Below are 11,174 nucleotides of genomic sequence, written 5' to 3' on the forward strand. Positions count from 1 at the left end.
GTCGTCTCTCCTCAGTCCTCGGTACGGTCCTGTCGGGTGCGCTGGATCGTCTCGGCGATGCGCTTGATCCGCTGCAGTCGGGCGTCCCAGGCCGAGCCGACCGATGTCAGCTGGGCCACCGCGCGGGCGAGCTGGGCGTCGTCCACCCGGTACCGCTTCTCGCGGCCCGCGGGCGCCGCCCGGACCAGGCCGGCCCGTTCCAGGACGCCGAGGTGCTTGGCCACCGCCTGGCGGGTGACCGGCAGCTGCCGGCCCAGCGTGGTCGCGGTGCCGTCGCCCCCGACGAGCAGCAGGTCGAGCATCCGGCGCCGGGTCGGGTCCCCGATCGCCGACCACAGGTCGTCGTCGACCTGCTCGGCCACCGCGGGGCTCATGGCCGCACGTCCAGCTTCGCGGCGTACGAGACCAGCCGCGGCAGGTAGAAGTCCCAGCCGGTGGCATGGTCCTGGTACTGCTGCTCCAGGACGGCGACCTCCCAGCCCATCTCGCGGAAGCCGGTCTCGGTCATCCTGAGCAGCGTTCCGCCGCCCGACGGGGTCAGGTCGAAGGTGACCAGCAGCGAGTTGCCCTCCGCCGCGACCTGCTCGGCCGGATGCGTCCAGCGGAACGAGAACGTCCGCGGCGGTCGTGCCTCGACGACGGTGAGCGACACCACCATCCCGTCGGCGTCGCGGTCCCCGAAGACGATCTCGCCGGTGGATCCGGGCGTCGGCTCGTAGCGGGCGTCGTCGGGCCACCACTCCTTGAGGTGGTCGGGGCTGCTCACCACCTCGAAGACGACCTCGGGCGGGGCCTCGACGTAGATCTCGCGCTCGATGGTTCCGAACTCCATGACAGCCTCCTGCAACGTTTGGTTGCACATCAGGCTATCCCGCACCTCGACATAATGCAACCTTTGGTTGCGCTGACTCACCCCTGCCCGGAGGGGCGGGCGAAGCGGGCTCGTACGGCGACCGCGACCAGGGGCAGCAGGGTGACCGCGGCCAGCGCCTGTCCGGCCAGGGCCCAGACCTTGTCGGTGGACCAGATCGGCTCGTACATGTCCGGCAGCGGGCCGAAGGCGCCGACGTCGACATAGCGGTAGACCAGGATCGCGGCCAGCCCGGCCAGCGCGGTCAGCAGGGCGAACAGATCGCCCGGGAGCCTGCGCCAGGCCAGCACCAGCACCACCGCCAGCGCGGCGGCGCCGGCCTCGACCCGGAACAGCGTGCCCTCGCTGACGGAGGCGGTGACGGCGTCGTACTGGCCGGCCAGCCTGGCGTGGATGGCGGCGTCGACGGCCAGGCCGAGAGCCGCCAGCAGGCGCAGGATCGTACGGACTACGGCCATGACGGGCTCCCTAACGGACGGTCAGTGTGCCGTGCATGAACTGGTGGATGGTGCAGATGTAGGGGTAGCTGCCGGGCTTGGCGGGTGCGGTGAAGCTGCCGGACTTGCCCGGGCCGATGGACCCGGTGTCGAAGGACTTGTCGCTCGCGGTGAGGGTGTGCGCGGTGGAGTCGTGGTTGAGCACCGTGACCTTCTGGCCCGGACCCACCGTCAGCGTCGTCGGCGCATAGGCGAAGCCCTCGATCACGATCTGCGAGCCGGTGGCCGCCGATCCCCCGGCAGAAGCGGACGGGGACACAGGCGCGGCCGTAGTCGCGGACGGGGTGCTGGACGCGCCGGAGCCGGAGCTTGAGCAGCCGGCCAGGGCGAGCAGCAGCACGGCCGCGGTCAGGGCCACCCGACGCGAATTCCGGGATACGTCCATGTCGTCACCTTTCACAGAGCATTGAGTAGGGGGCGGTGCACCCGTCCGCCGTGCGGATCACGCACGGCGGACGGAGATCAGGGAGCCCGGCTGCTCAGACCGTGAGCAGGGTCGGGCTGGCGGCCTTGTCGACCGGCAGGAAGTCGTCGGGGACCGGGTACTGGCCCAGGACGAAGTTGAGGATCGCCGCGTGCATCGCCTCGACCGGGGCGATGCTGGCCGCGGTGGCGATACCGGCCGGGCTGGTGACGTTGTAGGTCGCGAAGAGGTAGGTCTGCGCGGCCTGGTTCTCCAGCATCAGGGCCAGCTTGGCGACCCCGCCGACGTCGGTGACCGCGCCCAGGGCCTTGAGCGTGGCGGGCTGGTTGCTCAGCGGCACCGTGGTGATGGCCGGCTTGCCCGCCCCGGTCAGCACCGCGTTCCACGCCTTGGCGTGGTCCGCGTGCTGGCTCATCGCGGTGGTCGCGAAGGTCGCCACGGCCGGTGGGACCGCGCCGAGCTTGCCCGCCTTGGCCGCCGTCAGGGCCGCGCCATAGGCGCCGACGGCCTGGTTCTCCAGCGCTGTGGCCAGCGCGACCACCTGCAGGTCACCGGTGTACATGCTGCTCGCCGTCGCCGAGGCGGAGGCCGCTCCCGCGGAGCTGCTGGCAGCACCGGCCGTGGACTTGGTGGAGTTGCTGGAGCAGGCGGCCAGTGCCAGGCCCGCCGCCACGGCGCCGGTTCCCATCAGGAAGCGGCGCCGCGAGGCGCGGACCTCCTCGGTCAGGTCGGCCGCGGCGGCGTGCATCGCGGGCAGGTACTCGCGGTGCGCCTCGTCCAGTTCGCGGGTCAGCCGCGAGAGCTCGCCCTCGGAGATCGGCAGCTCCCAGCCACCGTTGCCAGCACTCACTTCACGGCCCCTTCACTGATCGGCGAAGCACTCTTGGTCGGGTAGAACGCGTCCGGGAATCCGACGCTCCCGGCGGCGGCGGGCAGCTTGGCCGCGTCCGTCGGGATCGCGATCAGCTGCGGCGCGCCGCCGGCCAGCAGCGCCTGCACCGCCAGCAGGGTGGAACGGTGCTGGGCCTCGACCGGGGCCACCGACGCGAACAGCTTGCGCAGCTGCGGGTCGCTGACCTTGGAGACGTAGCTGGTGTAGGTCTGCGCGGCCACGTCCTCCAAGGTGATCGCCAGTTTCACCACGTCCGCCGGGGTCTTGATCGAGGGCAGCATCTGCTTCACCACCGCCGCGTACTTCGGGTCCGGCGCGTTCTGGGCCTTGCCGCCGGCCTGGGTGGCCGCCGCGTTGAACGCCTGTCCGTGCGCGGTGTGCTGACTGGTCGTCTTGGTGATGAACGCCACCACCGTCTTGTTGCCGTCCTTGATGAACGGCAGCCCGGCGGCGGTCTTGTAGACGCTCACCGCCAGGTTCTCCAACGACGCCGCCGTCTGCAGCGCCATGATGTCGTCGCTCGACGCCGCGGCGGCACGGGCCGTCCCCAGCAGCGCCGCGCCGCCGACCAGCGCGGTCACCGCGGTGCCGCGCTGCCACCAGCGCCGCACGGGCTCCTGCTGCTGCTTGTACTCGGTCAGCGCTTCCCGAGTGATCCGCAGCGCATCGCTGTTCAGATCCTGCGACTGCTCGGTCAACTCCGCCAGCAACCGGGTATCGAGGTGTTCCTCGCCCATCACGCCCCATCTCGAAACACTCACGGCGTACCGGCCGAATACCGGTACCTCCATGCGACTGCTTCGACACCGCATCCCCGGTGGATGGGTCAAAATCGCGGGCAAAACCTGGATTCACTCCTGCGGGCTATCTGTCGAACGGAGGTACAGGACCCATCCGCCCTCCCGACGGCGACGAATACCAAGTACAGCCGACGCAGGCCCGAACCGACCGAGAGGGATCCACGTGCTTGAGAACCGCGGACTTGAAATCCTCATCATCGCCGTCGTGGTGCTCCTGCTCTTCGGAGCCAAGCGCCTTCCCGACTCGGCCCGCGCGCTGGGCAAGTCGCTGCGCATCCTCAAGTCCGAGGTGGGCGCGATGAAGTCGGAGGACGCTCCGGACAGCGCCACCGCCACGCGGCCCGAAGCCCTGGCGACGCCGACCAGCACCATCCAGTCGGCGCCCGAGCACCAGTCGGCCGGCCGCGCCTGACGGGGGCTGCGGCGCCCGTCAGGGATCCCAGGGATTGATACAGGAAGCGACAACTGTTGCCACAGTCGTCCATGTGTGCTGATATCTAGCTTGCATTTGGTCACTTCGGGCGTTTCCTGTCCGGCTGTGAACCGGCGATGCGTGTGCGCTGCTGACGTACACCACGACCTTCAGGTTCTGGCCGCCTCTCCTTCCTTGATGAGCGCGCCATGCCCCAGAACCTCTTCGAGCCCCGCCGTCCCGTCGCACGCAACCGGCCTCCCGGTTTCGCCGCCGGGCCGCTGCCCATGCCCGAAGAACCGGTCGAACCGGACGGGCCGTTCGAACAGCAGGCGCCGGGCCGCGAGCCGTCCTGGCTCCGGGTGTACTGGAACACATTCCGCTCCTTCGCCCGAAGACGGCTGGGCCTCGGGCCCAGACCACCGCAGATCCGGCAGGGGGGCAGGTCGACCGGCCGAATAGTGCTCACCGTGCTGGCCGGAATCGTTGTGGTGATCGGGCTGGCCGGCGCGGGCGTGGCGCTGGGTGGCAAGCAGGGCAGTGGCAGCCAGGGCGGTGGTACGACCCGTCCGCAGGCCGCCCCCCTCGCGTCCGGCCCCGGTACTGCCGGCGCCGAGCCCAGCGGGGTGCCGTCCCCGGCGGTCCGGACCCAGGTCGCCCAGTGGGTGATCGCCGACATCGGCCCCGGCAACCTGGTCGCCTGCGACGCCGCCCTCTGCGGAACGCTGGCCTCGCTCGGCTTCCCGCTCTCCTCCCTGGTCCCGGTCGGCGACAGCGCCGACGCCCTGCAGGGAGCGGACGCGGTCCTGGTCACCGCAACCCTGCGCAGCCGACTGGGGGACGCGCTGACCGCACTGACGGCCGATCAGCCGCTCGCCGAGTTCGGCACGGGCGCCCAGGTCGTGACGGTCCAGCCGATCGCCCACGCCGGACGCGCCGCCTACACCCGGCAGCTGGCCACCGATGTGGCCGAGCGCGAACAGGCGGGGACTGCGCTGCTGTCGAACAGCCGGATCGTCTTCGCCCCGCAGGCCCGGCTCCAGATCAGCCAGGGCCTGGTCGACCTGCGGGTCTGCGCGGTCCTGGCCACCCTGGGCACCGGACATGTGCTGACCGTCTCCTCCTTCGGCCCGACCGCTCCCGGAGCCGGGCCCGCGATCCCGCTCACCGGGCTGGAGATCACCACCATCGACCACCGGCCGGCGACGGGCACCGGCCCCCAGGCCCGCGCGCTGCGCACTCTGATCGGCGCCCAGCAGCCGCCCTACCGCCCGCTGAGCACCAGCACCGTCGCGGCGCACGGCGACTCCGCCGCCGCGCTGCTGCTGCGCTACTCCGAACCCGGCCCACTCGCCCCGGCGCAGTGAGGACGACCCGGAACCCTCCGACGCTCCGACACTCCGACGCTCCGACCCAGAGAGTTGCGACCCATGACACCACGTCAGCTCAGACCCACGGCAGCCCTGCTCGCGGCAGCCCTCGGCTCCGCGATCCTGGCGGCCCCCGCCGCCACCGCCGCGTCCGCGCCCAGCCCCGACGCATGGAACGGCGGCTGGCTCCGGCTGGCGCACTTCTCCCCCGGCACCCCGCCGGTGGACGTCTACCTCTACCCGTACGGCGGCGCCGCCGCGGCCCTGGTGCTCAAGCACGTCGCCTACGGGGACGCCTCCCCCTACGAGTCGGTGGCGACCGGCGAGTACACCGTCGCCATGCGGCTCGCGGGCGCCAAGTCCACCGTGCCGCCGGTGATCTCCTCCACCGTGGACGTGGTGCGCGGCAGGGCCTACACCGTGGCCGGCCTCGGCCCCACCAAGGCGCTGCAGCTGCAGACCCTCCCGGACCAGCTGTCCGCCCCCAGCGGGGAAGCGGGGGTCCGGGTGATCCAGGCCTCGCTTACCCAGCCGAGCGTCTCGGTGAACGTGGCCAGCCGGGACCAGGGCGATCTGCGCTTCCCGACCTCGACCCCGTACCGGACCGTCCCGGCCGGCAGCACCACGGTCAGGGTGGCGGCCGGAGCCGCCAGTACCACCAAGACGGTGGACCTGGTCGGCCGCAGCACCCACACCCTGGTGGTGCTGTCGTCCACCGATGCCGCCCCGCGGGTGGTGGACCTCATCGACTCCGCCGGAGCGGCGGTCCAGCCCAAGGGCGGCGTGGCCGCCGGGCTCGGCGGCGCGGCGGCCCCGGCGGGCAGGTCGCTCACCGACACTGCGGGCTGGGCCGCCGCCCTGCTGGCGGGCACAGCGGTGGTCCTGGTCGCCGCCAGGCGTCTGCGGCGGCGCTGAGCCGCCGGTGGGACGCCACGCGAAGCCCTACCTCTGGGGCCGTACCGCGCCTCGACCGCTGATGCTGGTGCTGGTGGGGACAGCATCAGCGGTCGCGGGCGCGATCGGGCTGGGGGTATCCCTGGACCACCCGGCCGCATCGGTGCCGAACCCGGTCGTGGCCGGCGCCGACGCGGCCCCGACCGGGCCGGTCCCCGGGCCGGTGGTGGCCCAGCGCGGCGCGCCGGCGGCCAGGACCGCCGCCCGTCCGCGCGAGATCGGCATTCCCGCGCTGAAGGTGCGGGCCTCGACCGAGTCGCTCGGCCTCACCGCCGACGGCGCGCTGGCCGTTCCCAAGAACCCGGACCAGGTGGGCTGGTTCGACGCGGGCCCCGTCCCCGGCCAGGCCGGACCGGCCGTACTGGTCGGGCATGTGGACTCGTACAGCGGGCCCGCCGTGTTCGCGGACCTGCGGCTGCTGCGGATCGGCGACATCGTCACGATCACGCTGACCGACGGCAGCACCGTCCGCTTCCAGGTGACCTCGGTGGAGCACTATCCCAAGGACGCCTTCCCCACCGCCGCCGTCTACGGCGCCCGCCCGGACCCGGAGCTGCGGCTGATCACCTGCGGTGGACCGTTCCAGAAGCAGGAGTACCAGGACAACGTGGTCGTCTACGCTCGCCTCCTATGAACCAGCAGCTGAACCAGCGACAGGTCCCGGCTCCCACCGCGCGGCTGACGTTCCGCCGGATGACCGAGGACGACCTGGACGACATGGCCGCGCTCCTCGGCGACCCGCGGGTGATGCGGTACTACCCGCGTCCCAAGGACCGGGACGAAGCGCTCTCCTGGATCCGCTGGAACCAGGGCCTCTACCGACAGCAGGGGTTCGGGCTCTGGCTGCTCACCCTCCGGGCCACCGGTGAATTCGTCGGCGACTGCGGCCTGACTCCGCAGCAGGTCGAGGGAGTCGTCGAACTCGAGGTCGGCTACCGGGTCCGGGCCGAGCTCCAGGGCAACGGCTACGCCACCGAAGCCGCGGCGGCCTGCCGCGACCACGCCCGCGACGTGCTCGACGCCAAGCGGCTCGTCGCGATCATCCGACCGGACAACACGCCGTCCCAGCGGGTGGCGCAGAAGATCGGGCTCCCCTTCGAACGCGACGCCGTCTCCCGGAACGGGCTGCCGGTCCGCATCCATGCCGCCTCCCTGTGACAGCCGGCAGGCCGGTGCGGGTCGGGCCAAAAGCGGATGCGAGGAGCGTCCGGGGCTGCCAGGCTGCGCGGCATGAACCCTGAAATGATCTCCGAACTGGCGCATACCCAGCACCCGATCAACAGCCCGCTCGGCGACGCCTCGGTGGACCGGCTGCTCGACCGCACCGTGAACACCGTGCCTTCCGCGAGCCTCGCGGACACCGCGAGCACCGGGCGCGGCGGCCGGACCCGGGTGCTCGACCTCGGCTGCGGGGAGGGGGCCTGGCTGCTGCGGGCGCTGGCCAGGTATCCGGGGGTGACCGCCGAGGGCGTCGACCTCTCGGCCCGGGCCCTCGCCAAGGCCCGCAGCGAGGCCGTCGCCCTGCGGGTGGATCAGCGGCTGCTGCTGCACCAGCAGGACGCCGCGGAGTTCGTCTCCGCCGAGCCCTTCGACGCGGTACTCAGCGTCGGTGCCACTCATGCCTTCGGCGGCCTGCTGCCCACGCTCGACGCCGCCGGCAAGCACCTCGCACCCGGCGGGCGCGTCCTGGTCGGCGACGCTTTCTGGCAGAGCAAGCCCAGCCCGGCCGCCCGCGAGATGCTGGGCTCGTACGAGGACCTGGCGACGACCATGGACAGTGTCGTCGCCCACGGCTGGACCCCGGTCTTCGGACACATCAGCACCCGCGAGGAACTCGACGACTTCGAGTGGTGCTGGACCGGTTCCCTCACGACCTGGGCGCTGGACCACCCCGAGGACCCGGCCTGCGCCGAGGTGCTCGCCGTCGCCTCCACCCACCGCTCGGAGTGGCTGCGCGACTACCGCGACAGCTTCGGCTTCCTCACCCTCGTCCTCGGCCGCACCCCGAAGGGCGTGGGGATCGGACAGAGCGCCTAGAGGGGCCGGCTCCTGGTACAGATGCCCTAAAGGAACAACGCGATGGCCTCCTCCAGCCGACTGCGGAGGAGGCCGCACTGGCTGCGCAGCTCAGCCACGAGATCGTCCGAGTCCACTGCGTGACGCTCAGGAAGCTCTATCAACGGATGCTGGCCCTGGCGGTCCTGCTCCTTCGGGCAGTTCACCGAACTCCCCGGAGTTCTCCGCAGGCATCATCGACCCACAGCCGGTCAATTCCGACGCAGTGCTCAAGCGCACCGACGCCTGGCTGATGTGCACCCGCCACCCGGCCGACAGGCGGCACTGAACCGGCCGATCGTGGCGAGCCTGCGGCCTCCGAGGGGACGGACCTGGGCACCTCGCGGACACACCCCCGAGGTCCGGGCGTTCCCCTCGTATGCGCCGGGCCTCAGCCCGAAAGAGGGGGTCTGGTCGCTGCTCAAGTGCGGGTTGGCGCACTTCGCCGCCGCCAACCTGGACCACCCGGTCCGGGTCATGAAGCGCAAGCTGAAGAAGGTCCAGTACCGCCCGCACCTGATTGACGGCTGCCTCACTGAGACCCTTTCAACCTCAGCAGCGTATGGCCCCGCTCGTAAAGATCAGTCTCGGTCTCGTGCACGAGACGGTCAATATCGGTTTCCGACATTCCGAGCCTCTCAGCAGCCATAAATGCTACGTAGCCCTTGATCTGCAGAGAATCCACGGCACCAATCCCTTCGAGGTACACTTCCTGCTCACCCAGGGCGACGCGAATCAAGGCTTCAGAGTCCATGCGATTGACTTTGTTCGATTCGCTGAGCCTCCCTACCATCAAGCCGACAAATTCGGCGATGTCGTGAACATCTTGACCCGGAGCGAATACGGATCTCACGAGCTTCTCGAAGATCGCCTCGACCATGGCCGCCTGGTCCTGCTCGACCACTGGATTCGCCTGGCGCAGGCCTCGGAGTGCTTGATCCTCTTCTCGTCTTTTAAGAAGGTTTGAGAGCCATATGCCAGCCAGTGAATTCGGAATTCCCGATGTGCGCCTGAAAGGGCCCCTCACAAGTCAGCTCCTCATTGTTTCTGCTTGCAAATTACTACACATGCGATCGCCAGGACCTGGTGCAGTCGAGGAGTTTCAGTCAGCTGCTTGCAGTGGCTGGCATTGCCGCGCGCGCAGCGACCTCAAGGCAGGAAAGCAGGTCCTCATAGCCGCCTCCCCGCAGTGCGCCCGGGTCAAGAAGTGAGATTAGCATCTCCTGCAGCATATTTGGAGATCTGTACTCAGCAATCGTCTCCAGGACGGCAAGGCGAAATAGTTTCCGATCCGGCTGCGAGCGCGCCACCTCTTGACACAGGCTCCTGGTAAGGGCCAGCACCGTGTTTCGAAGTTCCAGAGAGGCCACTGAATAGTCCGAAAGGAGATCGGTCTCGCCAAATACCTGTGCGCGAATCAATGCCTCAGCTTCTCGGGGCGCGAAGAGATGGAGATATCCATTGGGCACCTTGGAAATCGCACGACCGATGGCTCTAGTTATCACCCTCACATCTTGTTGATCATGAAACTCGGATCGGACGGCTGAATAGAACAAGACAGAGGTGAGGAGTGGGAATTCATGCCCGGAACGGGCGAATGAACTCTCCACGTCCCCATCGATCGCCGACAGGGATTCCCATACGTCACGGAAAATTGATTCCGCCAGGACCGCGTCCAAGGTGTACCTTCCTCCGAATGTCATTCCAAAGACGAAGCGCCGCCTCCAAAGATCCTTCTTATGCCCGCTCGTATCGGGGGAACCGCCACATGCATGAGCCCGGCGAGAAAGAGCGCTCCATTGGACAAAGGATCAGCCGCAGGAGCATTGGCCCCGCCGTACGGTATGGGAGCCGGATGCGGCATTGCCGTTCCCGTATGACTGAGATCCTTGACACCGGCCTCGATCTTCCCTATCGCAGTGTTGAAGGTGCTTGCCTTGTCATCACTGCCCTCAGGCTTCGTATAGGGGGCTTTGGTGTCGCTGTCGGGCCCCCCGCACCCGCATGTGCCCGCCTCATGCAACCCAGAGCCGCACAAAGTGTTGTGAACGAGGACAGGTACTGTACCGGCCTCCACATAGTACGTGTGGAGTTCCTCGATGGTGAGGTTGTAGCGGTCGGCGGCTCCGGGGGTGACCTTGGTGGCCAGTACGGTCGGAGCGGTGCCGTGGGTGGTGGCGAGCGTGTGTCCGGGTATGAGGTCGGCTGCGAACACCCAGGTGTGGAGGGTGGCGTCCCAGAACGGGTGCTCGGTGGTGGTGTGCAGCACCGCGCTGTGGCCGTGGCCTGTGTCCACGACGACGTCGATGAGGTTGTCGTCGTGGTTGACCATGGTTGCCGTCACCGTTTTGGCACCGGCGTCGTGGCCTGTATCAGGGTCCGCCGACTCGACCTGGTCGCCGACCTTCAGGTCCTTGATCGGCTTGGTCTTCCCGTTCGCCAGGAGGACCTCGGTCTTCGGGTCGAAGCTGTTTCCGGCAGAGCATCCAGGTTCAACGCCGCCGCCACCTCCGCCTACGCCGAAGCTACTTGCGCCCGCGATGTTGGCAACTACCCCGGAGGCGATGGCCAGTCCTGTGAGGCCGGCGGCTGTGGCTGCGGTGCTGACTCCGGCTGAGACGCCGGCTACGGCGCCCATGGCGAGTGAGCCGGTGGACAGTGTGGCTTCGCCGAACGCCATGCCTCCTGCGATGCAGACTGCGGTTGCGGCGACGCAGACCGCGATGACGGCGGCGACGACGACAACGGCAAGGGCTATCTCCAGGGCTGCTGCCGTGTGGACTTCGGCTTGGCAGATGACGTCGTACCAGGAGCAGTGGCGGTGGGCTGCTGCGGCTTCTGCTTTGGCCTTGGCTGCGGCTTCGGCTCTGGCTTTGGCCTCGGCGGCCAGGGCGGCGCG

15 protein-coding genes and 1 pseudogene are annotated in these 11,174 nt (G+C 69.3%); 7 read left to right on the forward strand and 9 right to left on the reverse strand.

The window, feature by feature from the left end:
* Positions 1-11 precede the first annotated feature (11 nt).
* The 6 genes from ACEZDG_RS06675 to ACEZDG_RS06700 form a co-directional block, all read right to left on the reverse strand.
* Positions 12-374, reverse strand: coding sequence for an ArsR/SmtB family transcription factor (locus tag ACEZDG_RS06675; RefSeq protein ID WP_380503766.1), 363 nt, complete (start codon positions 372-374; stop codon positions 12-14).
* Complete coding sequence (locus tag ACEZDG_RS06680; protein ID WP_380503769.1) at positions 371-832, reverse strand: SRPBCC family protein; 462 nt, start codon at positions 830-832, stop codon at positions 371-373. The genes ACEZDG_RS06675 and ACEZDG_RS06680 overlap by 4 nt, the downstream gene beginning before the upstream one ends.
* A 77-nt stretch (positions 833-909) precedes the next feature.
* The gene (locus tag ACEZDG_RS06685) at positions 910-1,329 is read right to left on the reverse strand and encodes a hypothetical protein (RefSeq protein ID WP_380503772.1); all 420 of its coding nucleotides are present in this window, start codon (positions 1,327-1,329) and stop codon (positions 910-912) included.
* Between the two features lie 10 nt (positions 1,330-1,339).
* Entirely contained in the window at positions 1,340-1,753 is a 414-nt protein-coding gene (locus tag ACEZDG_RS06690; RefSeq protein WP_380503775.1) for a cupredoxin domain-containing protein, read from the reverse strand.
* 94 nt (positions 1,754-1,847) lie between these two features.
* Entirely contained in the window at positions 1,848-2,642 is a 795-nt protein-coding gene (locus ACEZDG_RS06695) for a ferritin-like domain-containing protein (protein ID WP_380503778.1), read from the reverse strand.
* Positions 2,639-3,421, reverse strand: coding sequence for a ferritin-like domain-containing protein (locus tag ACEZDG_RS06700; RefSeq protein WP_380503781.1), 783 nt, complete (start codon positions 3,419-3,421; stop codon positions 2,639-2,641). Before ACEZDG_RS06700 ends, ACEZDG_RS06695 begins: the two co-directional genes overlap by 4 nt.
* Before the next feature lie 226 nt (positions 3,422-3,647).
* Here ACEZDG_RS06700 and tatA point away from each other — a divergent pair, with 226 nt between their 5' ends.
* The 7 genes and pseudogenes from tatA to ACEZDG_RS37870 form a co-directional block, all read left to right on the forward strand.
* Positions 3,648-3,896 (forward strand): Sec-independent protein translocase subunit TatA, encoded by a 249-nt coding sequence (tatA, locus tag ACEZDG_RS06705; RefSeq protein ID WP_380503784.1) that lies wholly within the window; start codon positions 3,648-3,650, stop codon positions 3,894-3,896.
* A 209-nt stretch (positions 3,897-4,105) separates the two neighbouring features.
* Positions 4,106-5,263, forward strand: coding sequence for a hypothetical protein (locus ACEZDG_RS06710; RefSeq protein ID WP_380503787.1), 1,158 nt, complete (start codon positions 4,106-4,108; stop codon positions 5,261-5,263).
* 63 nt (positions 5,264-5,326) lie between these two features.
* Positions 5,327-6,181 carry a DUF4397 domain-containing protein gene (locus ACEZDG_RS06715; protein WP_380503789.1) on the forward strand — a complete coding sequence of 285 codons (855 nt, stop codon included), beginning with the start codon at positions 5,327-5,329 and terminating at the stop codon, positions 6,179-6,181.
* Between the two features lie 73 nt (positions 6,182-6,254).
* Complete coding sequence (locus ACEZDG_RS06720) at positions 6,255-6,854, forward strand: class F sortase (protein ID WP_380503792.1); 600 nt, start codon at positions 6,255-6,257, stop codon at positions 6,852-6,854.
* Positions 6,851-7,378 carry a GNAT family N-acetyltransferase gene (locus ACEZDG_RS06725; RefSeq protein WP_380503796.1) on the forward strand — a complete coding sequence of 176 codons (528 nt, stop codon included), beginning with the start codon at positions 6,851-6,853 and terminating at the stop codon, positions 7,376-7,378. Before ACEZDG_RS06720 ends, ACEZDG_RS06725 begins: the two co-directional genes overlap by 4 nt.
* 72 nt (positions 7,379-7,450) lie before the next feature.
* The gene (locus ACEZDG_RS06730) at positions 7,451-8,257 is read left to right on the forward strand and encodes an SAM-dependent methyltransferase (RefSeq protein WP_380503799.1); all 807 of its coding nucleotides are present in this window, start codon (positions 7,451-7,453) and stop codon (positions 8,255-8,257) included.
* Between the two features lie 387 nt (positions 8,258-8,644).
* Positions 8,645-8,926: pseudogene (locus ACEZDG_RS37870) on the forward strand (hypothetical protein); the annotation flags it as partial.
* On the opposite strand, the gene ACEZDG_RS06735 reads toward ACEZDG_RS37870, so the two are convergent.
* The 3 genes from ACEZDG_RS06735 to ACEZDG_RS06745 form a co-directional block, all read right to left on the reverse strand.
* Positions 8,808-9,179, reverse strand: coding sequence for a hypothetical protein (locus tag ACEZDG_RS06735; protein WP_380503802.1), 372 nt, complete (start codon positions 9,177-9,179; stop codon positions 8,808-8,810). The pseudogene ACEZDG_RS37870 and the gene ACEZDG_RS06735 overlap by 119 nt on opposite strands.
* Before the next feature lie 202 nt (positions 9,180-9,381).
* A complete protein-coding gene (locus tag ACEZDG_RS06740) occupies positions 9,382-9,954 on the reverse strand; it encodes a hypothetical protein (protein WP_380503805.1) in 573 nt (190 codons plus the stop codon).
* Between the two features lie 20 nt (positions 9,955-9,974).
* Positions 9,975-11,174, reverse strand: a 1,200-nt coding sequence (locus ACEZDG_RS06745) for a polymorphic toxin-type HINT domain-containing protein (protein ID WP_380503808.1), incomplete at its 5' end; no start/stop codon positions are given.

Source organism: Streptacidiphilus alkalitolerans, from assembly GCF_042511045.1.
GTDB lineage: Bacteria > Actinomycetota > Actinomycetes > Streptomycetales > Streptomycetaceae > Streptacidiphilus > Streptacidiphilus alkalitolerans.